The organism is Erythrobacter westpacificensis (assembly GCF_039542285.1).
Taxonomy (GTDB): Bacteria; Pseudomonadota; Alphaproteobacteria; order Sphingomonadales; family Sphingomonadaceae; genus Alteraurantiacibacter; species Alteraurantiacibacter westpacificensis.
Window position 1 is genome coordinate 440,501 of record NZ_BAABHV010000009.1, and the last position, 21,240, is coordinate 461,740.

Here is a 21,240-nt window from a genome sequence, read left to right on the forward strand (position 1 = left end):
CGCTCTTTAACGGATGGCGCGGGCATTTCAATCGAAGAGGCGAGAGTGTCCCCGTCGTGGTGAACGCCCCATGAAGCGTGTACGATCACCAACAGGGCGACCAAGTCACTGGCCACGCGGATATTTCTGCATCAGGCCCCAGTAGAGCGCACGGTAGCGCTCGATCATCCGCCGGTCGTCGAATTCCTCGCGCGCTTTCTGGCGGTTGGCCTGTCCCATGCGTTTGCGCGTGGCGGGATCGTCGGCCAGCCGGGTCAACGACCGGCGCAGTTCGGTCTCGTCACCCGGCTCAACCAATGCAGGCCCGTTGTCGCTCGACACCATCGAACCGATATCTCCCACGCGCGGCACAACCACCGGCAGGCCGGCGGCCATCGCTTCCACGACGGCGATGGGAAACTGCTCCGACCGGCTGGAGAGCGCGAACATGTCGAACAGGCCGATCAGCTTGGCAGGCTCCGCCACGAAACCGGGCAGGTGCACGCGGTCTTCCACGCCCACGCGCTCCGCCTCGGCCAGCAGGGCATCGCGCTCCGGCCCCTCGCCCGCGATCACCAGTTGCCATTCGGGCGGCATCCATTCCATCACCCGCACCAGCACGTCGAGCTGCTTGACCGCGCGCAGGCCCGCCATGGCGCCCAGCCAGAACTCGTCTTTGTGCTTGATGAGGCCGGGCAGGATGTCGCGCTTTGGCGGGGCGGCAAAGGCGCGGGTATCGATGCCGTTGGGAATGCGCCGTACGCGAGTGCGCGGCTGGCTCCATACGTTGAGAGCGATATCCTCAAGCTTGGCAGAGGGCACCACCAGCGCCGCCGTGCGGCCCAGCGCGATCTTGCGATACCAGTTGCGCCGCTTCTTCAGGCGCTTCGCCTCGTCCTCGTTGAAGCCATCCTCGTGGTGCACCAGCGGCGGCAGCTTGAAGGCATCGGCAAAGACCGTGTGCGCCATTACCGCATCGATCGCGCCCCAGTTGTAGGTGCAGACCAGGTCGTAGCCCCGCATCGCCTTGGCCAGTGCCGCCAGCCGGCCCGGCGTGGGCCTGCCCTGCAGCGGAGGGAACTTGGGCCAGGAGACGCGCGCCTTCTTGCCCAGCATCGCTGCCGCGCCGCGCTTTTCCAGATCGCCCGAAACTATGGCGTGGTCCACTTCCTTGCCCCATTCGTTGATGAGGCGGACATTGCGCAGTTCCTTGCCCCCTGGATCGAAAGTGGAGTGCAGGTGCAGTATCTTCGGTGTCTTGCTCATGCCTGTGCCACCTTGGCCAGCAGCCGCGCGATAGCCTCCAGCGCGGCGGGTTCTTCCAGCGTTGGCGCGTGGCCGACGCCGGGCACGGTGACGAGTTCCATGCCCTTCACTTCCTCCCCCATGCGGCGGAAAGTGGCATCCGACAGCAGGTCCGAGAGTTCACCCCGCAGGGCCAGCAAGGGCAGGCCCTGGAGAGACTTGAGCGCAGGCCACAGGTCCATGCCCAGCCCGCCGCCGGGCTGCGCGAACGGAAGGGCGATCTTCATGTCGTAGTCGTAGGCGATGCGCCCGTTGCCCGACACGCACATCAGCCGCTTGGTGTAGCGCAGCCAGTCCTCGATATCGAAACCGGGATAGATGTGGCTCGCCCCGTCGCGCGTGGCCCAGGCGGCGTGCATCCACGTTGGATAGCTGCGGCCCTGCCCCACGTAGTCGCGAATGCGGGCCATCCCGTCTTCCTCGATCACGGGACCGATATCGTTGATGACGGCTCCTGCGAATTTCACCCTCGCCTGCGCCAGCAGCATGGTGATGATCCCGCCAAGCGAGGTACCCACGGCTACCACTTCACCCAGGTTCGCCTGCTCGATCAGGGCAGTGACGTCCTCGATGTAGTGCGCAGGCGTATAGCTGGCCGGATCCTTGGCATAGTCGCTCTGCCCGCGCCCGCGCAGGTCCGCGCAGACCACTCGCCATTCCCCCGCGAAAGTCTCTGCCAGCGGCTCGAAATCGCGGGCGTTGCGGGTAAGGCCGGGGATGCACAGGATCGCCGGGCGGTCGGCCCGTCCCGGATAGTCCCGGTAATGCAGCGTCAGCCCGTCGCTGCTTTCCCATGTGCCTGTCGAGTAGGCCGCGTCGCTCAAATCATGTCCCTTTGTCCCGCGCGCCTTGCGGTGCGCCTTGCGAAGGGCCACTAATGGATTGATGCGACACGAACCGCAACCGGCCAAGTACACTCCCGACACACGAATCGAAGAGGTGGCGGATTTCCTCGCCGATCCGGTTGTTGCCGCCGACTTCCCGAAGCACGTGCTGCGCTTCCGCAATGAAAGGTGGGACAAGGCCGTGGGCCTGGGTTCGCTGTCGGAGGAGGACTGGCTGCGCCACTTCGGCAGGTTCGAACCACTTCCCGATAACCTGCCCCAGCCTCTCGCGCTCAGGTATCACGGCCACCAGTTCCGCGTGTACAACCCCGAAATCGGCGACGGTCGCGGGTTTCTGTTCGCGCAGATGAGGGACGGCGAAGGCCGCCTGCTGGACCTCGGCACCAAGGGCAGCGGCACCACGCCCTACAGCCGCACCGCCGACGGACGCCTGACGCTGAAAGGCGGGGTGCGCGAGATTCTCGCCACCGAAATGCTGGAAGCGCTGGGCGTGAACACGTCCAAGACCTTCTCCATCGTCGAGACCGGAGAGGCGCTGGAACGCGGGGACGAGCCCTCCCCCACCCGCTCCGCCGTGATGGTGCGCCTCAGCCACGGGCACATCCGCATAGGCAGCTTCCAGCGGCTGATGGCGTTCGAGGAAAACGAGCACCTCGCCCGGCTGGTCGACTATTGCCTCGCCACCTATCCCGGCCCCCCGCCGCCCGAAGACGCGCCGGGACGCGACGAGCCTGCGATCCGGCTGATGCACCAGGTGACGGAACGGATGGCGGACCTTGCCGCCAGTTACATGGTGGTAGGCTTCGTCCACGGCGTGCTCAACACCGACAACATGAACATCAGCGGGGAAAGCTTCGATTACGGGCCGTGGCGCTGGCTGCCTCGGTGGGACCCCGGCTTCACCGCCGCCTACTTCGACCAGACCGGCCTCTACGCCTTCGGCCGCCAGCCCGAAGCGATCCGCTGGAACCTCGGCCAGTTCGCCATCGCCCTGCGCCCGCTGGTTGAGGCAGAGTCGCTGGTCGCCGCGCTGGAGCGGTTCGGCACGCTCTACCATCACGCAATGGCGCGCCGGTTCTGCTGGCGGCTGGGGATCGAGGAGCGCGGACTGGAGACCGATGCCGCTGTCATCAATGCTGCCGAGGGCACGATGCGGGAAGGCAAGATGGGGCCGGACGAATTCTTCTATCGCCATCGCGGCGGCAGGAACGCGCAAGGGGCGCTGGCAGAAGCCCTCGAAGGCAGCAGCCCTCTCGATTCCAGCCACGATTACTGGCGCGAGGGCGCACCGGAAACGATGCTGATCGACGAGGTCGAGACGCTGTGGTCCGCCATCGACGAGCGCGACGACTGGGCACCGCTCTACGACAAGATCGCCCGCTTGCGCCGCATGGGCGATGCACTGGGCGAACCGCCCGCTCCGCCTGCTCACGAGGGATGATTGGCGCTGCGCCCCCTGATTTGATAGTCTGGCGTGCAATTGCCGCATCCAATCAGGGGGAAAACCATGCGCAAGCTAGCAATCGTTGGTATCGCAACCGCCGCCATCGCCACTTCGGCCTGGGCCATCGAACCGGGCAACTGGGAAACCAACAGCCGCCTCGCCGATCTACAGCTGCCGGCAGACATGCCGCCGCAAGCGGCTGACATGATGCGTCAGATCATGGGCGGCGAAGGCATGACGGCGCAGAACTGCATCACGCAGGACCAGATCGACAATTCGCCCGAGCGCATCTTCGAGGAAACCAACGGCGAATGCCGTTACACCGAGTTCGACATGTCGGGCGGCGAAATCCATGCCGTGGCCCAGTGCGAGAGCGACGAGGGCACGATGGATATGACCATGGACGGCACCTACACCGCGTCCACGTACGACATGACCATGACGATGCGCGGGAACATGGGCATGGGGCCGATGACCATGACTTTCGATGTGACCGGTAGCCGTCTTGGCGCTTGTGGATGAGAGGCGGGGCGAGGCCGGAGTTGACAATCCGGCCTGCACGATAAATCTGGTTTAAATTGAAACCGGTTTGCTGCGCGGGGATTTCCCTCGTGAGTTAACCCCACTTTGCCCGCACTCAGCAATTCTGTAAGCCGCGCGGGACGATCATCCTGAAGAAGGGCAGACCGCCTTGAGCCAAACCGCCGAACTCATCTCGTACGAGCCTGCCACCGGAGCCGAACTGTGGCGCGCACCCCACGGCGATGTGGACGAACTGGTCGACCGCGCACGGCGCGCATGGCCCGCCTGGGCGTCCGAGCCGCTATCGAGGCGTATCGAACTGGTGCGCCGCTTCGCAATCCAGGTGGAAAAGGACCAGGAGGCTTTTGCCCGGCTGATCGCGCGCGAAACGGGCAAGCCGCTGTGGGAAGCGCGCACGGAAGTGTCCGCCGTGATCGCTAAGGTCGATATCTCGATAAAGGCCTATTCGGAGCGAACCGGCCAGCGAAAACTCGACAGCGCGCTGCAAGGCTCTGCCGCGCTGCGCCACAAGCCGCACGGCGTAATGGCGGTGCTGGGCCCTTACAATTTCCCCGCACACCTGCCCAACGGACACATCATCCCGGCCCTGATCGCGGGCAACGCCATCGTATTCAAGCCGTCGGAGAAGACGCCCGCGGTGGGCGAGGCGCTGGTCGGCTATTTCGCGAAGGCCGGGATTCCGGCGGACCTGGTGCAGTGCCTCGTCGGTGGACCTGACGAGGGCAAGGCGCTGGTGGCCCATGCCGGCGTCGACGGCGTGCTGTTCACCGGCAGCGCGCAGGTGGGCATTGCCATCAACCGCAAGCTGGCGACCGATCCGGGCAAGATCGTGGCGCTGGAAATGGGGGGCAACAACCCGATCGTGCTGTGGGACACGCCCAAGATGGAGGACGCCGCCGCGCTCATCATCCAGTCCGCTTTCACCACCGCCGGGCAACGCTGCACGGCAGGCCGACGCCTGATCGTGAAAAGCTCGATGTACGACGAGGCGGTGAGCGCGGTGAAAAAACTCGCTGGCCGCATCATCGTGGACGAGCCATTCGCCGAGCCGCAGCCCTTCATGGGCTGTGTGATCGACAACAATACGGCCGACCAGCTGACCGAAAGCTTTCTCTACCTGCTTTCCAACGGCGGCAAGGCCATCAGCCACATGCGTCGCCCTGTTGACGACAAGCCCTTCCTCTCGCCGTCGATCATCGACGTAACGGGCATGAAGGAACGGCCCGACGTGGAACTGTTCGGCCCACTGCTGCAAGTGATCAAGGTGGACGATTTCGACGAGGCGATTGCCGAGGCGAACAACACCCGTTTCGGCCTCTCGGCATCGCTGATCGGTGGCGATCCCAAGCAGTACAACCGTTTCTGGGCGAACATCCGCGCAGGCATCGTCAACTGGAACCGCCCCACCAACGGCGCATCCAGCGCCGCGCCCTTCGGCGGCATCGGCCTGTCCGGCAATCACCGCCCGGCTGCCTACTACGCTGCGGATTATTGCGCCTATCCGGTCACCAGCACCGAGGTGGACCAGCCGCGCGCCAGCGTCGGCGTTGGCTTTACCGAGGGTTGAGCAACCGCTCGTAAACGCGAACAAGGCGCCCGGACCCGTAAGTCCGGACGCCTTGGCGCGACCCCCCTAAACACGACCCGAAGGGTCGCGCTTCGGTTGCTGCCCAACAGGGCAGGGCAGCACCGATCTTATTGTTTCAAATGCAAATTATTCGAGTTTCGCCACTCTGATAGCGGGCCGCCCCTTAATATCAAGCAACGTATAAATCGTTCGCCATGTCGCGATTTCGCGAAATTTCCGGCGACGAATGGCTTGGCCATTTGCCATTTCCAGCCCTAGGGACCGGCCATGGCCGAACAGGAAACCAGCAGGGAACGCGCACTGATTCTCGCGCTCTGTACCCATGCGATCTGGGGTTCGATGCCGCTTTACCTGATCCTGGTCGATCAAGTACCGCCGCTGGAATACGTCGCCTGGCGTACGTTCTTCACCCTGCCCATCTGCCTGTTCTTCGTGGTCCGTTCGCGCATGCTGGGCAACCTTGGGCGCGTGCTGGGCAACTGGCGCACCATGCGCACACTCGCCTTCAGCTCCACGCTGATTGCCGTGAACTGGTTCCTCTACGTTTGGGCGATCCAGCAGCACCAGGTCTACGCCGCAAGCGTTGGTTACTACATCCTGCCGCTGGTGATGATGCTGCTGGGCTTTGCGTTCCTGAAGGAACGACTCACGAAACCGCAGGCGGGCGCGGTGGCGCTGGCAGTAATAGGCGTTGCGGCCTTGTCTGCAGGCGCGCTCACCACGCTTTGGCTGAGCGTAACCGTGGCTACTACTTTCGGTGTCTACGGACTGCTGCGAAAGACGGTGGAAGCAGGTCCGCTGCTGGGGCTGACCTGCGAATCCATCATCCTTCTGCCGTTCGTCGTCGCTTTTCTCGGCTGGACCGAAGTAGCGGGTGATGGCGTGGTACTGGGCCGCGACGCTCTGGAAACGGCGGCAATCGTGTTCGGAGGGGCGATGACCGCTATCCCGCTGCTGCTGTTCGCCACGGCCGCGCGCGCCCTGCCCTACAGCTTGATCGGCTTCCTGCAGTTTATCTCGCCCACCATAGTCTTCATAATCGGCCTGATCGTGTTCAGGCAGGAGATGAAGCCCGCGCAACTCGTCTGCTTCATCCTGATCTGGGCCGCGATCGCGCTGTTCAGCTGGGACATGTTCCGCAACGCCCGCCGAGAGCGTCAAGCAAAGCTGGCGCGCGGCGTAACCCGCTGATCAGCCGATAAAGCGCCAGCGCAGCCTCTCGCCCGCATGGAACGGGACGAGCTGCGTACCATCGGCCTCGATCGTGGCAGGAACCTCGCAATCCACGCGCTCCAGCGTCACGCGATCCTCGTTCAGCGGCAGGCCATAGAAGCGCGGGCCATGCTCGGAGGCGAAGCCTTCGAAGTGGTCGATAGCGCCCTCGTCCTCGAACACGGTGAGATAGCTTTCCAGCGCGAAGGGCGCATTGAAGATACCGGCGCAGCCGCAGGCGCTTTCCTTGGCCTCACGCGCATGGGGCGCGCTGTCGGTGCCGAGGAAGAACTTGGGCGAACCGCTGGTGGCCGCGCGGCGCAGGGCCAGCCGGTGCTTCTCGCGCTTGGCGACCGGCAGGCAATAGGCGTGCGGACGCATCCCGCCCACCAGCATGGCATTGCGGTTGATGTGCAGGTGCTGGGGCGTGATCGTGGCCGCGACGTTGGCACCGGCGCTCTCCACGAATTGTACGCCTTCCTCACTGGTGAGGTGCTCGAACACGACCTTGAGGTTCGGCAGGTCTTTCAGGAGCGGCGCAAGCGTACGCTCGATGAAAACCGCCTCGCGGTCGAAGATGTCGACGTCCGCGCTGGTCACTTCACCGTGCACGCACAGGACCATGCCGATCTCTGCCATCACTTCCAGCACGCCGAGAATGTTGGCGACGTCGGTCACGCCGCTGTCGGAGTTCGTCGTCGCACCTGCGGGATACAGCTTGCAGGCGGTGAAAACGCCTGCCTCGAACCCGCGCCGCACTTCGTCCGGATCGGTATTGTTCGTGAGGTAGCAGGTCATCAGCGGTGTGAAATCCGCGCCCTTAGGCAGCGCCGCGACGATCCGCTCGCGATAGGCCTCGGCCGCGGCAACTGTCGTTACCGGCGGGGTGAGGTTCGGCATCACGATGGCGCGGGCGAACTGGCGCGCGGTGTGGCCGACAACGGCCTCCAGCATCGCGCCATCGCGCAGGTGTACATGCCAGTCGTCGGGGCGGCGGATCGTCAGGGAATCGGTCATGCCTTGCGCCTTAATCGCCTCCGTCCTGCTCCGCCAGCCACGCCTTTCCATCGCGCACGCCCTGTTCCCAGGTTCGCGTTACTTTGCTGGCATCGGAGAAGTCGATCTTGTCCGCCGCCACTTCGCTGCTGGGCATCACGTAGGTGCGCCCCTCAACCTGCGGACACTGCCGATAACGCGAGGTGAGCAGGACAATTGTTTCACCCTCGCTCTCCAGCGGCAACGGCGCCTTGTCCAGCATGCCGCCATCGAGCACACGGCAATCCTGCCATCGGGGAACGTCGAACACCGGCGGGATGGTGGCGGCGGCGCAGATCAGGTCCACCAGCTTGCCGTCGCGCGCGGCCTGCCTGCCATCGACACGGATTTCTCCAAGGCCCGAGGCTCGCGGCCAGCGCAGGTGCGGCGTGGCGCGCACGGCCTGGTCGAGTTGATAGAGCAAGCCGTAGAGAATGGCTGAAACGTGAGGAGCAAGCTGCTCCGGCGGCACACTTAGCGCGACCTCGTATTCCGGTCCGTCGGCCACCCGCTCGGTCGCCTCGGTGTCGAGCGTCACGTCCACCACGTCGCGGTAGATTTCCTGGTGCGGGGTAAAATTGGATTTCCCGGCAGCGATGTTGGCATCGTTGATGGCGAAGGCTTCCTCCATCACCGCCAGCAAGTCTTCCTCGCGTCCGCTGATCCAGCACGCGGCGCTCAGTGCCCCACCGGAAACGCTGCTTATCCGTTTGGGCTGCAGGGCCTCGAAACTCCCGGCTTCGCTGAGGAAACCGCCGTGCCAGAAGCAGCGGATGCCGCCGCCGGAAAACACCACCTGATCGTATGTGCGCGCCATTGCATTGCCTATGGCGCGCGCGGCCCTATCTGTCACCCATGAGTGCAACACGCCTGAAATCCCGTGCGCTGGTGCGCATCTCCGCAACAGACGATGCCGAGGACCCCGCCGCCTTCCTGCAAGGCCTGCTGACGAACGACGTGACGGGCGACTTGCCCACCTACGCCGCACTGCTGACGGCGCAGGGCAAGACCATGTTCGACATGATCGTATGGCGCGATGGCGACGACATCCTGCTCGACTGCGAAGCCGAGGTGGCCGAAGACCTCGCCAAGCGCCTTTCGCTCTATCGCCTGCGCCGCAAGCTGGAGATCGGCCGGGACGATGCGCTGGCGGTCCATTGGCAGGCAGATGCGCGCGACGGAGCCTCCCCCGATCCGCGCTTGCCCGCGCTGGGCTGGCGCTGGCTGGCCCCGGCTAACGATGCCGAGGAAAGCGCAGACGCGGCGTGGCGCGCCCATCGCCTTGCCCTCCGCGTATCCGAGGGGAGCGCGGAACTGGGCGATATCCTGTGGCTGGAGACAAACGCCGTCGAACTGAAGGGCGTCAGTTTCAACAAGGGCTGCTACATCGGGCAGGAGAATACCGCGCGCATGAACTGGCGGCAGAAGGTCAACCGCCGCCTCGTGGTGGTTCCGCTCGATCGCTCGGAAGAAAAGCGGCGCAAGGCCGTTCACGAGGATCTCGGCCTCGCCGTCGATCACCTGCGCGTGGCAGACATCCCGGCGGATTTGGTGCCCGGCTGGCTCGATCTCGGCGAAGCGGACAGCGCCTAGACCGCGATCCCGTTCTTCTCGAACGCAGCGATCATCATAGACTCGGCCCGGTCGCGCGCGGTGGTGCGCTCTACCGTCAGCGATTCGGCCAGTTGCTCTCCCAGCAGCGCATCGCCAAGTGCCAGCAGCACCAGCGAGAAGGTCGTCTCGTGCATCGAGCGCTGCGAATCGTGGGCAACCTCGTCGGGATTCAGGTCATCCACCAGCGCGTGAATGGTCTCGATGATGGGGTTGAGAGCGTCCTCGTTTCCCGAGGCCAGCATCCAGCTCGCCAGCGCCCCGCCGCCTTCCTGCCCGAAAGCGTCGAACGTAAGGTCCACCACTTCGCGGGGACTGCCGATCCCGGCCCGCGTGGCGCGCACGGCATCGCCGATTGAGTCGCACACGGTCTGGGCCAGGTGACGGGCCAGTTCCTTCTGCAAGCCGGAAGCCGACCCGAAATGGTGGAGCAGGTTTGCGTGGGTGCGGCCAATACGGCTGGCCACGGCCTTCAGGGTAACGCTCTGCGGCCCGGCCTCGATCAGCAGAGCGCGCGCCGCCTCCAGCGCGGCCGCGCGGCTTTCCTCCGGGCTCAATCGCTTCCTTATTGACACCTTTGTAAGTATCCCTTATTTCTCGCCCAGTCATCGTCGAAGAGGTCCGTGATATGACGGCGCAACCGCACTGGCAAGAAACCCCATCCGAAGCGCACTCGCTCACCATTCGCGACAAGCGCTTTGCACGCGACCAGAAGCGTCAGCGCGGCGTGGACCCTGTCGCCTCCGCCTGGTTCGCCGCTCTCTCGTGCAGTTTCCCGCGCGGGGAAGCGATGTTCATCGAAGCGGTGAAGGCGCACCGCGACGATGTGCCGCCGCAGCTGGCAGCCGAAATTCGCGATTTCATCCGGCAGGAAGTGAATCACACGCGCGAGCACATCGCGTTCAATCGCGCGGTTAAAGAGGCGGGATACGATATCTCCGCCATCACGGCGCGCGTGAACCGGCTGGTGGACCAGACGCTGGCAACGCCGCCGATCGTCCAATTGGCGATCACCTGCGCGCTGGAACACTTCACCGCCATGTTCGCGCACCAGTTCCTGAAGGACCCCGGCGCGCTGGCAACAGCAGGTATGGGCGATCCCGACCTGTGGATGTGGCATGCGGCGGAGGAAATCGAGCACAAGGGCGTCGCCTACGATACGTGGCTGAATGCCACGCGCAACTGGCCCGCGTTCAAGCGCTGGCGGGTGCGTAGCCTGCTGATGCTGATCGTCAGCTTCCGTTTCCTGCGCAATCGCTCCACCGATGCGCTGGAGCTGATGGCGCAGGACGGCATCACGGGCTGGCGCGCGAAATGGGGTCTTGTCCTCTACCTGTTCGGCAAGCCCGGCATCCTGCGCAAGATTTTCCCCGCGTGGCTCGGCTATTTCCGGCCCGGCTTCCACCCGTGGGACCACGACGATCGTGACCTGATCGCCGCATACGACGCCAACAAGACCGACAGCGAACCGGGAGCCGTACCCGCCGAATAGCGACGGGCACGACCGCCGTTTACGCGGCCTCGGCGTCCGGTATTTCCATCGTTTGCGTCAGATCGCAGCGATAGCGGCGGGCGAGAAACGCCTCTCCGCCACGCGCCGCGCAGGCCGTCGGGCGAATTTCCCCGGTCTCGAGGAAACCGTTCGCTTTCAGCACCTTGCCGCTAGCCGCGTTTTCGAGGAAGTGCCCGGCGTTTACGCTCTCGATGCCGAATGCGCGGGCCATCGACAGGACGCCGCGCACCGCTTCACTGGCATACCCCCGGCCTTGCCACTTGCGACCGATCCAGTAGCCCAGCTCGTAGCCTTCCTCGTCCGGCTCGATGCCGATCTGGCCAATGACGGGCGCGCCGGTAATTTCGGGAAGCGTTACCGAGAATTTCATCGCGCCAGTGTCTACCGGGCGGCGGCAATAGGCCTGCGCGTCGGCCTCGGTATAGGGCCAGGGGGCGCGCGCCAGCATGCTGACAACGCCGAAATCGGCGATGCCGCGATAGATCTCGCGCCAGTCTTCAGGGAATATCGGCCGCAGGAACAGCCGCTCGGTGCGCATGAACATTGTTATTCTCCCCAAACCGAGTGCCCGCCTCCAGTGAGCCACCGGTGTTTCAAATTCGGGTCTGACCGCGAGTCGGATCAGGCCAGTGGGGAAGGAGAATCAAAAAAGGAGACGGGGCGGCCCCATCTCCTTCCGATTTTTCGAGTCCTGATGCGGCTCGAAAGGGGCCATCCCGGTGGATGACCCCATTATCGAATCATCCGGTTATTCGGCGGCTTCCGCCATCGCGTCTACCGATACGTATTTGCGACCGAGCTTGCCGTCGTGGAAGCGGACCTTGCCTGCGCCGAGGGCGAACAGCGTGTGGTCCTTGCCCATGCCGACGTTGGCACCGGGGTAGAACTTCGTGCCGCGCTGGCGCACGATAATGTTGCCGCCGATCACGTCCTGACCGCCGAACTTCTTCACACCAAGACGACGACCTGCTGAGTCGCGACCGTTACGCGATGAACCGCCTGCTTTTTTATGTGCCATGGTCCGAGATCCTTACTTCTTGTCGGCCGACTTGTCGGCGCTCTTCTTGGTGGCGGCAGCCTTCTTGGGCGCAGCCTTCTTCGCCGCGGGCTTCTTGGCGGCGGTTTCCCTCTTCGCCGAGCCAGCGGCTTCCTTGACGGGAGCGGCCTTCTTCGGCTTGTCGGCGGCCTTCTCTTCCGAAGTGTCCTTCACCGGAGCATCGGCCTTCTTGGCAGCAGCCTTCTTCGGCGCCGCCTTGCCTTCGCCCACGGCCGTGATGCGCAGCAGGGTCATCTGCTGGCGGTGGCCGTTCTTGCGACGGTAGTTGTGACGACGACGCTTCTTGAAAACCGTCACCTTCTCGCTCTTGGCCTGGGCGATCACTTCCGCCGAAACCGTGACCTTCGAAGCATCGGCCAGGTCGGCGCCTTCGCCGGCCAGCAGAACATCGTCCAGCACAATCGTCTCGCCAGCGTCACCCGCCAGCTTCTCGACTGCGATCTTGTCTCCTTCGGCGACGCGGTACTGCTTGCCGCCCGTGCGCACTACTGCGAACATGGTGCTTAAATCCGTTTCATCTGGTGTCGTCTGCCGCACCCCGACCTGAGAGAACCTCGGGCCGTTTCACGGCAATGACAAAAAAGGCGCCCACAGGGCACCGGAAAGAGCGCTGCCGTTAGGCGAAGCGCCGATAGCTGTCAACCTTCGCGTGGCCGAATCTCCGACCGAAATGCGTGCTGGAAAGCTTTCCGTGCCGAATGTAGGGAAAGCAGCCTATGGTGCAAGTCTACCGCCTCTTCCCTGTCGCTGCTTTTGCGCTGCTCGCCGCATGTGCCGCGCCGGAGGGGGATTACCCCTCGCTCGCCATCCGCGATGTCGAACGGGTGAGCGGTTCGCTGGAAGTGGAGCCTGCACCGCCGCCGCCGGCCCCGCCCGCCGCAACGCTGGCTTCACTGGACGAGCTTGCGGCCAGCGCCCTTGCCGCGCACCAGCGTTTTCTCGCCGCCGAACCCGATGCCCGCGCCGTCATCGCCTCTGCCGCAGGTGCGGCCCGTGGAACCGAGGCCTGGGCCCGAGCGCAGGTGGCCATCGCGAACCTCGAGGCGCAGCGCAGCCAGACGATGATCGCCCTGGCCGATCTGGACCGTATCTACGTCGACGCCGCCACCTCTGCCCTCGCCACCGAATCGATTTCCGACGTGCGCAGCCAGATCGATGCACTCGTCGAACAGCAGGATGCGACGATCCGCTCCTTGCTCGGCCGGCTGGCAGGATAGCAGGGGCGCGCGATGTCCCTCACCTGCGAAACCTGCCCCGTACGCGACAGCGCGGCCTGTTCGGTCCTGACCGAGGAAGAACGCAACGAACTGGCCCGCGCCGGGCGCACCCGTCACCTTTCCCGCGGTGAAACCCTGTTCACCGCCGGAGACGAGGACACGGCCTGCGCTACGCTGGTTTCCGGCGCGCTGAAGATCACTGCTTACGACGAGGACGGCAACGAGCGCATCCTGGCGCTGATTCACCCGACCGGTTTCGTGGGCGAAATGTTCGCCCCTTTCCCTGCGCACGACGTCGTGGCGCTGACCGATTCGCAACTGTGCGTGTTTGCGAGGGCAGACATGACACGCGCGCTGGAGCAGCACCCTGCCCTCACCCGTGCCCTCCTGCGCCGATCACAGGAAGACCTGCACCTTGCGCGCAAGCTGCTGGCGCTGGGATCGGGGTTCGGTGCGAACGAGCAGGTGAGCAAGCTCCTGCTGGCACTTGCGCAGGCGGCCAGCGATTCGCCCTGTCATCCGCGCCTGCAATTCGAATTGCCGCTGACCCGCGGGGAAATGGCGAACATGCTGGGCGTGACCATCGAAACCGTCAGCCGCGTGCTGACTGCGCTGGAGCGCGCGAGGATCATCGAGCGCAAAGGGGCGCGCGGGATCGATATCCTCGACCCCGCACGCCTCGAAAACTTTTCCTGATTTTCAGACCAGCGCGGCGATCGTCACGCAGACAAGGCCCCAGGCGAAAATCAGGCTCGGCAGGATCAGCACCTGCACCGTGGCATCGCGCGCGCTGGTGCGGCCATAGGCGGTCATGATCCCGTCCTGCCGGAAACGGCTCCAGGTCTTGGGCTTACTCTTCGTCGTGGGCGCGAGACGCGTCCAGATTGCCGGAACGCCGAAGCCGGCCACCACGAACAGCGCGAAGATGACGAAGGGGATCACCATCTCGGGATTGCCGAAGCCCAGTGCGAGCGTGCCGATGAAACCGAGGAACAGCGCCACGGTGGTGGCATAGAGCCCGGTGGGAAGCTCGAAAGTGCGATCAGTCGGCGCGGTAACGCGCGGCGCTTCAATGCGGATGTCCGCCTGCTGGGCAATTTTCTCGCGGGTAAGTTGTTCGACCATGATGCGTTTCCTTCCTGTCTTGAGGAAGGCAATGCATCCGTTTGCGCCATTAGGCTTTGACCGCGATCAAACGTCCCAACGTTTTGCGTCGTCGTGGTCCTGTTCGCGCGGTTCTATCCAGTGCCAGCCGTCGGCGCGCTTCTCGCGCTTCCAGAACCAACTGCGCGACTTGAGGTGGTCCATCGCGAAGTCCACCGCCTCGAACGCATCGCGGCGGTGCCGCGCGGCCGCTGCCACCAGCACGATCGGCGCGCCGGGGCGCATGTGGCCGGTGCGGTGATGGATCAGCAGTCCGTCAAGCTGCCAGCGCCCTTCTACCTCGTCGGCCAGCTTATCCATGCCCGGAAGGGTCAGGCGTTCGTAGCTGATGAGTTCGAGGACCTTCACGTCCCCGTCTGGCCGCACCTTGCCGACGAAGCTGGCAATGCCGCCCGCGTCCGGATGCGCCTTGGCGAACAGGCCCAGCGCCTTGCCGGGCGAGAAACCCCTGGTGAGAAGCTGGACGTCGCGCCCCATGTCAGCCGCCCGACACGGGAGGCAGCAGCGCCACTTCGTCCCCGTCGCTGGCGGAAAGGGCGGCCTTGTCGGCCAGCACTTCGCCATTCATCGCGATCTTCGTGCGATCGTCGGAGACCGCAGCGGCGATCTCCGCGCCGAGCGAATCGGCGAGGCCCGCCCAGGTCAGGGGAGCGGCAACTTCACGCTCGCCCTCGCCTGCAAGGTCGGCAAGCTTGCCTATGAATACGACGGTAACGGCCATCAGCCGCCCGTCATCGACATGTGTCGCGGCTGAGCCGGCTCGGCACCCTTCTCGATCCGGAAATGGTGCTTTTCCGGCTTGATCCGCATCGCCTCGTCCAGCGCGGCGGCAAGGTTGGCATCGGGCGCGTCGGAGCGCAGCGCGGCGCGCAGGTCCACCTTCTCGGCTCCGCCAAGACAAGCATAGAGCTGCCCCGTCGCCGTCACGCGGATACGGTTGCAGGTGGCGCAGAAATTGTTGGTGAGCGGGGTGATGAAACCCAGCCGTCCGCCAGTTTCCTCCACCCGCACATAGCGCGCCGGGCCGCCGGTGTTGTCGGCAATATCGGTCAGCGTGAAGCGCTCTTCCAGCACGTCGCGCACGGCGGGCAGAGGGAGGTAATGGTCGACTCGCTCACCATCCACCTCGCCCAGCGGCATGACCTCGATCAGGGTCATGTCGTGGCCGTGGGTGCCGGCCCATTCGACGAGGAACGGAATTTCGCTCTCGTTGATCCCTTTCAGCGCAACCGTGTTGATCTTCACGTTGAGGCCAACGCGCTTTGCCTCGGCGATGCCGCGCAGCACCTGGACCAGTCGGTCGCGGCGGGAGAGCGTTTCGAACAGCTCGCCGTCCATCGTATCGAGCGAGACGTTGACGCGGCGCACGCCTGCCTCGAACAGGTCGCCTGCAAATTCTTCCAGCCGGGTGCCGTTGGTGGTGAGCGTCAATTCATTCAGCCCATCCCCAAGCTTGCGGCCCAGCGCCTGCACGAGTTCGATCACGTCGCGGCGCACCAGCGGCTCGCCACCTGTCAGGCGGATCTTGGTAATCCCGCGCTCGATGAAGGCGAGGCCGAGCTTGTGCAGTTCCTCCAGGCTCAAAACTTCCTTCTTGGGCAGGAAGGTCATGCGTTCAGGCATGCAGTAGGAACAACGCAGGTCGCAGCGGTCCGTCACCGACAGGCGAAGGTAGGAAATCCGGCGCTGGAACGCGTCGACAAGGGGCTCTGTGCAACTCATGTGCCTGCCTATCTAGTCACTCGCACCCGAATTGTCATGGATAGCGAACAGTTGCCCGGTCACGCCCGGCGCGTCCTGGAGGTATTCGCACACGGCCTTCACATCCGCGCTGGAGCCGCCGACAGCGCCGTTCACCCGGCACGGCGCGGACTCGCGGGCCAGTTCCTCGACTGCCGCCGTGCGCCAGTGCAGGTGGGTGTGATCGGCCGGGTCGAACAGCAGCACCAGATCGCTGCCAGACGCGCGGCGCGCCTCCGGCAGGATGCGGGCGTGGAACGCAGCGGCGGCATCCAGCGGCGAATCGGGCAATTCGCGTGCCTCGATGCGCACCAGCGCCATCACCTGCGCTCCCGCACCAAGGTGATGCCGATTTCCTCATCCGCCTCGCTCAGCGCCAGCTTGACGATCTTGACGCTGATTTCCTCGACGCGGGTGTCCTGCAGGAACAGCGTCTCGCACACGTGGTCCGCCACGGCCTCGATCAGCTTGTAGTGCCGATCTCCCAGCGCCTCGGAACAGGCGAATTTCAGGTCCATGTAGTTCTTGCTGGCATCCAGCGGCGTTTCCGCATCGTAATGCGGCTCCACCTTCAGCTTCACGCGGACGGTGAAACGCAGCGGTTGTGGCTGGCCGGTTTCCTCGGAATAGATTCCGGTGTGCACCATATGGGTGTAATCGGCGAGTTCGAGATGAAGGCTGTCTGCCATGATGGCCCGCGTGATTACAGGCTGTGGCGCGATTTACAAGAAAACAGACACAGTCAATTTCGTGCCCGGGTCCGGCTCATGGTCCTTTGGCCGCAGTTGACGCTGGCACCTGTTTGCGGGCAAGCCATGTGTCAGGACACAACAAGGGGACGTGGATCATGGCGGAAACGGGTGCAGCACCGGCAACGGGCGCAAGGAAGGAAACCAAGGCTGTTCGCTGGCTCGGCAATTTCGTTCTCGGCGGCGCGCTGATCGCAATCGTCATCGTGCTGGTGGCCGCCACTCTTGCGCGTTACGATATCATCGGGAAGCTGGCGGGCTTCGGTCCCTTCTACATGGCTCTCAATCCGGCGCGGGCTCTGACCATCATCGGAATTCTCGGGCTTATCTTCGCTTTCTGGCGCAGCACCGGGGAGGTCGCGAAGCTGTTCGTGGGCACCATCCTGGCTGGTGCCCTGACGGCGGTGATCTACATTCTGCTGGTCATTCCTGCCGGCAAGGTTCCGCCGATCCACGACGTCACCACCGACCTGAACGACATTCCGCAGTTCACGACGCTGGATGTCGATAATCCCGTCAGCACCGGCCCCTTCAGCGTCGAGGAGTGGCGCGCCTTCCATGAAGGCGCCTATGCCGACATCCAGCCAATCGTGATCGACAAGTCACCCACCGAGGTTCTCGCCGATGCACAGGCGCTGATGGAGGATCGCGGCTGGGAGATCGCTGCCTACGATGCAGAAACCGGCACGTTGGAGGCAACCGCAACGGCAGGCTACGTGCGCTTCTATGACGATGTGATCCTCGAAGTGACGCCGGTGGCCGATGGCTCCACCCGCGTAGACATGCGCAGCGTCAGCCGGGTGGGCGTGAGCGACGTCGGCTACAACGCCGCGCGGATCAGGGAATTCCTGGCGGACCTGCGCGCCGTCGGCTGATCGATCAGTCGTTGCTCCAGCGTGCGAAAATCGCGGTGGGCAGCAACCGGCCTTCATCGCCATCTTCGCGCACGGCCAGCTCGCCGTGTTCGACCTTGCCCGGCAGATCAGCGAAAGCCTCTGCCAGCAAGCCGCCGATGGCGAGCGAACTCATCCGCACGGCATAGACGGTGAGGAACAGGAACTTGCTGTCGGCATCGAGCAACTGACGGCAATCGGCGATCAGGCCCGGCAAGCCCTCCTCGATTCGCCAGGTCTCGCCCTTTGGTCCGCGCCCGAACTTGGGCGGGTCGAGGATGATGCCGTCGTAGCGCCGCTCGCGCCGCACTTCGCGCGCGGTGAACTTCACCGCATCGTCGATCAGCCAGCGGATCGGGCGATCCTCCATGCCGGACAGCGCGGCATTTTCGCGCGCCTGGCCTACGGATTTCTTGCTGGCATCGACATGCGCCACCGGCCCGCACTTGCTCAATGCCAGCGAGCCGACACCGGTGTATCCGAACAGGTTCAAGGTCTGCGCATCCTCGCGCCCGGCCAGCTGCGCGCGCATCCAGTGCCAGACGGGCGCCATGTCAGGAAAGAAGCCGAGATGGCGGAACGGCGTGCACTGGGCGGTGAACGTCACCTCTTCCCAGTGCAGCGGCCAGCCATCGCGCGGCACCTCGCGGTCGAACTGCCAGCGCCCGCCGCCGTCCTCGTCGCTGCCGGGCACGAACTCGCCGTCGGCCTCCCAGTCATCCATTCGCGGAGACCACATGGCCTGCGGTTCGGGACGGATGAAACGGCGATCGCCATAGCGTTCCAGCTTGCGGCCGTGGCCCGAATCGACAAGCCCGTAGTCCGGCCAGCCCTCGCCGACCATGATTACCGGATCACGGACAAGCTCGGCCATCAGCTGCTCGGAGTGGCGTGCTTGGATACGTAATCGGCCACCGCTTCATATTCTCCGGGTAGTTCCTCGAACGCCTCGGTCCGCTCGAACAGGTCGCCCACGCGGGTCGGCAGCGAGGGCCGCATGCCGGTGGCACGCTCCACCGCGTCGGGGAACTTCGCCGGGTGCGCCGTGGCCAGCGTCACAACCGGGGTCGATGCAGCGATCCCTGCCTCGCGCGCAGCCTGGAAGCCGATCGCTGTGTGCGGATCGAGCACGTAGCCGCACTGCTCGTTCGCCCAGGTCATGGCATTGGCCATGCCGGCCTGGTCCACGCGGGCGCTGGCGAACAGGCGTGCTGCCCCTTCGCGCTGGGCGTTGGTGAGTTGCATGGCCTTGCTCGCTTCGAAGCCGCGCATCTGTTCGGCCATCGCCGCGCCGTCGCGCCCACCCAGATCGAACAGCAACCGCTCGAAGTTGGAGCTGACCTGGATATCCATGCTGGGCGCCGCCGTGGGCGTGACGGTGCCCGCCGAGTAATCGCCCGTTGCCAGCGCGCGGTGGAGAATGTCGTTCACGTTGGTGGCGACGATCAACTTCTCGATCGGCAGGCCCATCTGCGCGGCGACATAGCCCGCGAACACATCGCCAAAGTTGCCGGTCGGCACGCTGAAGGCGACCTTGCGGCGCGGCGCGCCCATCTGCAGCGCTGCGGCGAAGTAATAGACCACCTGCGCCATCAACCGCGCCCAGTTGATCGAGTTGACCGCGCTGATGCGATATTCCCCCCCGCGCGAGGCAGCCATGGCATCGTCGTTGAACATGCGCTTCACCATGGCCTGCGCATCGTCGAAGCTGCCTTCGATGGCGAGGTTGTGAACGTTGGGCGCGCGCACCGTGGTCATCTGGCGGCGCTGCACGTCGCTGACGCGGCCTTTGGGGTGCAGCATGAAGATATCGACCCGCTCGCGCCCCGCCACGGCATCGATAGCCGCGCTGCCGGTGTCGCCGCTGGTGGCACCCACGATGGTGAGATGATCGTCGCTCTGCTTCAGGAAATGTTCGAACAGGCGGCCAAGCAGTTGCAGCGCTACGTCCTTGAAGGCGAGCGTCGGGCCGTGGAACAGCTCGAGGATCCACTGCTGCTGATCAAGTTGCACCAGCGGCGTGACGGCCGCGTGGGAGAATCGGCCATAAGCGCGCGTGCACAGGTCGCGCAGTTCCTCGACCGTAAGCGAGCCTTCGACGAACGGCGTCATCACCCGCACCGCCAGCTCGACATAGGACAGGCCCGACATTGCCGCGATCTCGTGTTCGGAGAATTGCGGCCAAGCCTCGGGCACGTAGAGACCGCCGTCGCTGGCGAGGCCTGCCAGCGTTACGCCTTCGAAATCGAGCGCCGGTGCGCTGCCACGGGTGGAAATGTATTTCATCGTGAGGCGCGCGTTAAAGCCATGGCCCGCGCTGGGCAAGCAAGCAGTGATTGCCGCGCTGTCACTTGCGCTTGACGCCATCGTCCCGCCACCGGCGGCGCAGCGCGAGGAAATAGATCACCAATGCAGTAAGCGCGAAGAAGAACCACTGGCCCGCGTAGGCGAGGTGGTTGTTGGGCAGGTCGCCGGGATCGGGCTTCGCGAGCGGTTCGAGGCCGGCCTGCGGTTCGCTTGCGACGACCTCGTAATCATCACCGGCGGTAGAAAGGATGCCGGAGACTGTGCCGCCCTGCCACTCGGGCTGCTGCGGAGAGCGTGACCAGCCGATGGTGGCGTAGAGCACGCTGCCCGGAGCGCCATCCATGAGCGCCTCGTCGCAGGCGAACATGTGGACGTAGCCAGATTGATCGTCCGCATTGCGACCCGCCACGCCCTTCCAGTCACGGGGGGTGTCACAAGCGATCTCCACCGTGCGGAATAGGTTCGCATCGAGGTGCCCGGTGTCCTCCGATGCACCCGGTGAAAAAGGTTCGAAGCCGCGCAGGACCGGCAAGTCTTCATTGGCCGCGTATTGCGCGATCAGGGCTCCCTTCTCGTCCATCCGGCCAAGTTGCCAGATGCCAAGCGCCACCATCACGGCGGCGGCGGCGATCACGATGATCGTCGGGATCAGCGGAACGCGCCCCCTGGTCACGAAAGGTCGCTCCCGTCATGGCGGTGTTCTTCGGCCCGGCGCTGGTATTCGGCGACAAGCAGCCATGCCTTGGTGAGGCGCAGGCCAGCGATCACACCGATCACGGTCAGCGGCACCCACAGAATCACGTGGACCCACCACGGCGGCTCGACGCTGAGCTGCAGCCACAGCGCCAGCACGACAATGATCGTGCCGATGCCCAGAGTCAGGAATGCCGCCGGGCCGTCGCCCACGTTGAACTTGCCGTAAGCCAGGCCGCATTCGTCGCAGGTGTCGGCGAACTTGATCCAGCCGTCGAACATGGTCCTCGCCCCGCAGCGCGGACAGGAACCGAAAAGGGCGGCCTCGCGCGTCGCGGGCCGCCC

General features: G+C 64.7%; 27 protein-coding genes. 9 read left to right on the forward strand and 18 right to left on the reverse strand.

Annotated elements, in window-relative coordinates; genetic code table 11:
* Nucleotides 1-105: 105 nt before the first annotated feature.
* Both ABFX23_RS06865 and ABFX23_RS06870 read right to left on the reverse strand, forming a co-directional pair.
* Complete coding sequence (locus ABFX23_RS06865; RefSeq protein WP_346032345.1) at nt 106-1,245, reverse strand: glycosyltransferase; 1,140 nt, start codon at nt 1,243-1,245, stop codon at nt 106-108.
* Entirely contained in the window at nt 1,242-2,108 is an 867-nt protein-coding gene (locus tag ABFX23_RS06870; RefSeq protein ID WP_346032558.1) for an alpha/beta fold hydrolase, read from the reverse strand. Before ABFX23_RS06870 ends, ABFX23_RS06865 begins: the two co-directional genes overlap by 4 nt.
* Before the next feature lie 61 nt (nt 2,109-2,169).
* Here ABFX23_RS06870 and ABFX23_RS06875 point away from each other — a divergent pair, with 61 nt between their 5' ends.
* The 4 genes from ABFX23_RS06875 to rarD all read left to right on the forward strand — a co-directional run bounded on the left by ABFX23_RS06875 (nt 2,170) and on the right by rarD (nt 6,895).
* Nucleotides 2,170-3,570, forward strand: coding sequence for a protein adenylyltransferase SelO family protein (locus ABFX23_RS06875; protein WP_346032346.1), 1,401 nt, complete (start codon nt 2,170-2,172; stop codon nt 3,568-3,570).
* A gap of 66 nt (nt 3,571-3,636) precedes the next feature.
* Nucleotides 3,637-4,095, forward strand: a complete 459-nt coding sequence (locus ABFX23_RS06880) for a DUF3617 domain-containing protein (RefSeq protein ID WP_346032347.1) — start codon at nt 3,637-3,639, stop codon at nt 4,093-4,095.
* A gap of 169 nt (nt 4,096-4,264) precedes the next feature.
* Nucleotides 4,265-5,683, forward strand: coding sequence for a succinylglutamate-semialdehyde dehydrogenase (gene astD / locus ABFX23_RS06885; RefSeq protein ID WP_346032348.1), 1,419 nt, complete (start codon nt 4,265-4,267; stop codon nt 5,681-5,683).
* Nucleotides 5,684-5,971: 288 nt separating this feature from the next.
* Nucleotides 5,972-6,895 (forward strand): EamA family transporter RarD, encoded by a 924-nt coding sequence (gene rarD / locus ABFX23_RS06890; protein ID WP_346032349.1) that lies wholly within the window; start codon nt 5,972-5,974, stop codon nt 6,893-6,895.
* On the opposite strand, the gene pyrC is transcribed toward rarD, so the two are convergent.
* Together pyrC and ABFX23_RS06900 are read right to left on the reverse strand one after the other, a co-directional pair.
* Nucleotides 6,896-7,933 (reverse strand): dihydroorotase, encoded by a 1,038-nt coding sequence (gene pyrC / locus ABFX23_RS06895; protein WP_346032350.1) that lies wholly within the window; start codon nt 7,931-7,933, stop codon nt 6,896-6,898.
* 10 nt (nt 7,934-7,943) lie between these two features.
* The gene (locus tag ABFX23_RS06900; RefSeq protein ID WP_346032351.1) at nt 7,944-8,768 is read right to left on the reverse strand and encodes a patatin-like phospholipase family protein; all 825 of its coding nucleotides are present in this window, start codon (nt 8,766-8,768) and stop codon (nt 7,944-7,946) included.
* A 38-nt stretch (nt 8,769-8,806) separates the two neighbouring features.
* On the opposite strand from ABFX23_RS06900, the gene ygfZ reads away from it, so the two are divergent.
* A complete protein-coding gene (gene ygfZ / locus ABFX23_RS06905) occupies nt 8,807-9,544 on the forward strand; it encodes a CAF17-like 4Fe-4S cluster assembly/insertion protein YgfZ (protein ID WP_346032352.1) in 738 nt (245 codons plus the stop codon).
* Here the strand turns inward: ygfZ and ABFX23_RS06910 are convergent.
* Entirely contained in the window at nt 9,541-10,137 is a 597-nt protein-coding gene (locus ABFX23_RS06910) for a TetR family transcriptional regulator (protein ID WP_346032353.1), read from the reverse strand. The two genes, ygfZ and ABFX23_RS06910, sit on opposite strands and share 4 nt — an antisense overlap.
* Before the next feature lie 53 nt (nt 10,138-10,190).
* Here ABFX23_RS06910 and ABFX23_RS06915 point away from each other — a divergent pair, with 53 nt between their 5' ends.
* The gene (locus ABFX23_RS06915; protein WP_346032354.1) at nt 10,191-11,054 is read left to right on the forward strand and encodes a metal-dependent hydrolase; all 864 of its coding nucleotides are present in this window, start codon (nt 10,191-10,193) and stop codon (nt 11,052-11,054) included.
* A 19-nt stretch (nt 11,055-11,073) separates the two neighbouring features.
* On the opposite strand, the gene ABFX23_RS06920 is transcribed toward ABFX23_RS06915, so the two are convergent.
* The 3 genes from ABFX23_RS06920 to rplU form a co-directional block, all read right to left on the reverse strand.
* A complete protein-coding gene (locus tag ABFX23_RS06920; RefSeq protein ID WP_346032355.1) occupies nt 11,074-11,619 on the reverse strand; it encodes a GNAT family N-acetyltransferase in 546 nt (181 codons plus the stop codon).
* 204 nt (nt 11,620-11,823) lie between these two features.
* Nucleotides 11,824-12,093: a 50S ribosomal protein L27 gene (gene rpmA, locus ABFX23_RS06925; protein WP_120078042.1), complete on the reverse strand. Its 270-nt coding sequence runs from the start codon at nt 12,091-12,093 to the stop codon at nt 11,824-11,826.
* A 12-nt stretch (nt 12,094-12,105) separates the two neighbouring features.
* Nucleotides 12,106-12,630, reverse strand: coding sequence for a 50S ribosomal protein L21 (gene rplU / locus ABFX23_RS06930; RefSeq protein ID WP_346032356.1), 525 nt, complete (start codon nt 12,628-12,630; stop codon nt 12,106-12,108).
* Nucleotides 12,631-12,848: 218 nt separating this feature from the next.
* Here rplU and ABFX23_RS06935 point away from each other — a divergent pair, with 218 nt between their 5' ends.
* Both ABFX23_RS06935 and ABFX23_RS06940 read left to right on the forward strand, forming a co-directional pair.
* Nucleotides 12,849-13,349, forward strand: coding sequence for a hypothetical protein (locus ABFX23_RS06935; RefSeq protein WP_346032357.1), 501 nt, complete (start codon nt 12,849-12,851; stop codon nt 13,347-13,349).
* Between the two features lie 12 nt (nt 13,350-13,361).
* Nucleotides 13,362-14,045, forward strand: a complete 684-nt coding sequence (locus ABFX23_RS06940) for a Crp/Fnr family transcriptional regulator (protein WP_346032358.1) — start codon at nt 13,362-13,364, stop codon at nt 14,043-14,045.
* 3 nt (nt 14,046-14,048) lie between these two features.
* Here the strand turns inward: ABFX23_RS06940 and ABFX23_RS06945 are convergent, their stop codons facing one another.
* The 6 genes from ABFX23_RS06945 to ABFX23_RS06970 all read right to left on the reverse strand — a co-directional run bounded on the left by ABFX23_RS06945 (nt 14,049) and on the right by ABFX23_RS06970 (nt 16,942).
* On the reverse strand, nt 14,049-14,474 hold the full coding sequence (locus ABFX23_RS06945; RefSeq protein ID WP_346032359.1) for a hypothetical protein: 426 nt from the start codon (nt 14,472-14,474) through the stop codon (nt 14,049-14,051).
* A gap of 66 nt (nt 14,475-14,540) precedes the next feature.
* A complete protein-coding gene (locus ABFX23_RS06950) occupies nt 14,541-14,990 on the reverse strand; it encodes a molybdenum cofactor biosynthesis protein MoaE (RefSeq protein ID WP_346032360.1) in 450 nt (149 codons plus the stop codon).
* A gap of 1 nt (nt 14,991) precedes the next feature.
* Nucleotides 14,992-15,234: a MoaD/ThiS family protein gene (locus tag ABFX23_RS06955; RefSeq protein WP_346032361.1), complete on the reverse strand. Its 243-nt coding sequence runs from the start codon at nt 15,232-15,234 to the stop codon at nt 14,992-14,994.
* Nucleotides 15,234-16,235, reverse strand: a complete 1,002-nt coding sequence (gene moaA, locus ABFX23_RS06960) for a GTP 3',8-cyclase MoaA (protein WP_346032362.1) — start codon at nt 16,233-16,235, stop codon at nt 15,234-15,236. Before moaA ends, ABFX23_RS06955 begins: the two co-directional genes overlap by 1 nt.
* Nucleotides 16,236-16,247: 12 nt before the next feature.
* Nucleotides 16,248-16,574: a Rossmann fold domain-containing protein gene (locus ABFX23_RS06965; RefSeq protein ID WP_346032363.1), complete on the reverse strand. Its 327-nt coding sequence runs from the start codon at nt 16,572-16,574 to the stop codon at nt 16,248-16,250.
* Complete coding sequence (locus ABFX23_RS06970; protein WP_346032364.1) at nt 16,574-16,942, reverse strand: dihydroneopterin aldolase; 369 nt, start codon at nt 16,940-16,942, stop codon at nt 16,574-16,576. The genes ABFX23_RS06965 and ABFX23_RS06970 overlap by 1 nt, the downstream gene beginning before the upstream one ends.
* Nucleotides 16,943-17,070: 128 nt before the next feature.
* On the opposite strand from ABFX23_RS06970, the gene ABFX23_RS06975 reads away from it, so the two are divergent.
* Nucleotides 17,071-17,877 carry a DUF1499 domain-containing protein gene (locus ABFX23_RS06975; protein ID WP_346032365.1) on the forward strand — a complete coding sequence of 269 codons (807 nt, stop codon included), beginning with the start codon at nt 17,071-17,073 and terminating at the stop codon, nt 17,875-17,877.
* A 4-nt stretch (nt 17,878-17,881) separates the two neighbouring features.
* Here the strand turns inward: ABFX23_RS06975 and ABFX23_RS06980 are convergent, their stop codons facing one another.
* The 4 genes from ABFX23_RS06980 to ABFX23_RS06995 all read right to left on the reverse strand — a co-directional run bounded on the left by ABFX23_RS06980 (nt 17,882) and on the right by ABFX23_RS06995 (nt 21,177).
* On the reverse strand, nt 17,882-18,769 hold the full coding sequence (locus tag ABFX23_RS06980; RefSeq protein ID WP_346032366.1) for a class I SAM-dependent methyltransferase: 888 nt from the start codon (nt 18,767-18,769) through the stop codon (nt 17,882-17,884).
* Entirely contained in the window at nt 18,769-20,181 is a 1,413-nt protein-coding gene (gene thrC, locus ABFX23_RS06985) for a threonine synthase (RefSeq protein ID WP_346032367.1), read from the reverse strand. Before thrC ends, ABFX23_RS06980 begins: the two co-directional genes overlap by 1 nt.
* A gap of 61 nt (nt 20,182-20,242) precedes the next feature.
* On the reverse strand, nt 20,243-20,875 hold the full coding sequence (locus ABFX23_RS06990) for an SURF1 family cytochrome oxidase biogenesis protein (protein WP_346032368.1): 633 nt from the start codon (nt 20,873-20,875) through the stop codon (nt 20,243-20,245).
* Nucleotides 20,872-21,177, reverse strand: coding sequence for a DUF983 domain-containing protein (locus tag ABFX23_RS06995; RefSeq protein WP_346032369.1), 306 nt, complete (start codon nt 21,175-21,177; stop codon nt 20,872-20,874). The genes ABFX23_RS06990 and ABFX23_RS06995 overlap by 4 nt, the downstream gene beginning before the upstream one ends.
* Nucleotides 21,178-21,240 lie beyond the last annotated feature (63 nt).

Bases quoted from the DNA above. Each gene is read 5' to 3' on its own strand.
- ABFX23_RS06865 (WP_346032345.1), bottom strand. From the start codon at position 1,245: ATGAGCAAGACACCGAAGATACTGCACCTGCACTCCACTTTCGATCCA.
- ABFX23_RS06875 (WP_346032346.1), top strand. From the start codon at position 2,170: ATGCGACACGAACCGCAACCGGCCAAGTACACTCCCGACACACGAATC.
- ABFX23_RS06880 (WP_346032347.1), top strand. From the start codon at position 3,637: ATGCGCAAGCTAGCAATCGTTGGTATCGCAACCGCCGCCATCGCCACT.
- rarD (WP_346032349.1), top strand. From the start codon at position 5,972: ATGGCCGAACAGGAAACCAGCAGGGAACGCGCACTGATTCTCGCGCTC.
- pyrC (WP_346032350.1), bottom strand. From the start codon at position 7,933: ATGACCGATTCCCTGACGATCCGCCGCCCCGACGACTGGCATGTACAC.
- ABFX23_RS06900 (WP_346032351.1), bottom strand. From the start codon at position 8,768: ATGGCGCGCACATACGATCAGGTGGTGTTTTCCGGCGGCGGCATCCGC.
- ygfZ (WP_346032352.1), top strand. From the start codon at position 8,807: ATGAGTGCAACACGCCTGAAATCCCGTGCGCTGGTGCGCATCTCCGCA.
- ABFX23_RS06915 (WP_346032354.1), top strand. From the start codon at position 10,191: ATGACGGCGCAACCGCACTGGCAAGAAACCCCATCCGAAGCGCACTCG.
- ABFX23_RS06920 (WP_346032355.1), bottom strand. From the start codon at position 11,619: ATGTTCATGCGCACCGAGCGGCTGTTCCTGCGGCCGATATTCCCTGAA.
- rpmA (WP_120078042.1), bottom strand. From the start codon at position 12,093: ATGGCACATAAAAAAGCAGGCGGTTCATCGCGTAACGGTCGCGACTCA.
- rplU (WP_346032356.1), bottom strand. From the start codon at position 12,630: ATGTTCGCAGTAGTGCGCACGGGCGGCAAGCAGTACCGCGTCGCCGAA.
- ABFX23_RS06935 (WP_346032357.1), top strand. From the start codon at position 12,849: ATGGTGCAAGTCTACCGCCTCTTCCCTGTCGCTGCTTTTGCGCTGCTC.
- ABFX23_RS06940 (WP_346032358.1), top strand. From the start codon at position 13,362: ATGTCCCTCACCTGCGAAACCTGCCCCGTACGCGACAGCGCGGCCTGT.
- ABFX23_RS06945 (WP_346032359.1), bottom strand. From the start codon at position 14,474: ATGGTCGAACAACTTACCCGCGAGAAAATTGCCCAGCAGGCGGACATC.
- ABFX23_RS06950 (WP_346032360.1), bottom strand. From the start codon at position 14,990: ATGGGGCGCGACGTCCAGCTTCTCACCAGGGGTTTCTCGCCCGGCAAG.
- ABFX23_RS06955 (WP_346032361.1), bottom strand. From the start codon at position 15,234: ATGGCCGTTACCGTCGTATTCATAGGCAAGCTTGCCGACCTTGCAGGC.
- moaA (WP_346032362.1), bottom strand. From the start codon at position 16,235: ATGAGTTGCACAGAGCCCCTTGTCGACGCGTTCCAGCGCCGGATTTCC.
- ABFX23_RS06965 (WP_346032363.1), bottom strand. From the start codon at position 16,574: ATGGCGCTGGTGCGCATCGAGGCACGCGAATTGCCCGATTCGCCGCTG.
- ABFX23_RS06970 (WP_346032364.1), bottom strand. From the start codon at position 16,942: ATGGCAGACAGCCTTCATCTCGAACTCGCCGATTACACCCATATGGTG.
- ABFX23_RS06980 (WP_346032366.1), bottom strand. From the start codon at position 18,769: ATGGCCGAGCTTGTCCGTGATCCGGTAATCATGGTCGGCGAGGGCTGG.
- thrC (WP_346032367.1), bottom strand. From the start codon at position 20,181: ATGAAATACATTTCCACCCGTGGCAGCGCACCGGCGCTCGATTTCGAA.
- ABFX23_RS06995 (WP_346032369.1), bottom strand. From the start codon at position 21,177: ATGTTCGACGGCTGGATCAAGTTCGCCGACACCTGCGACGAATGCGGC.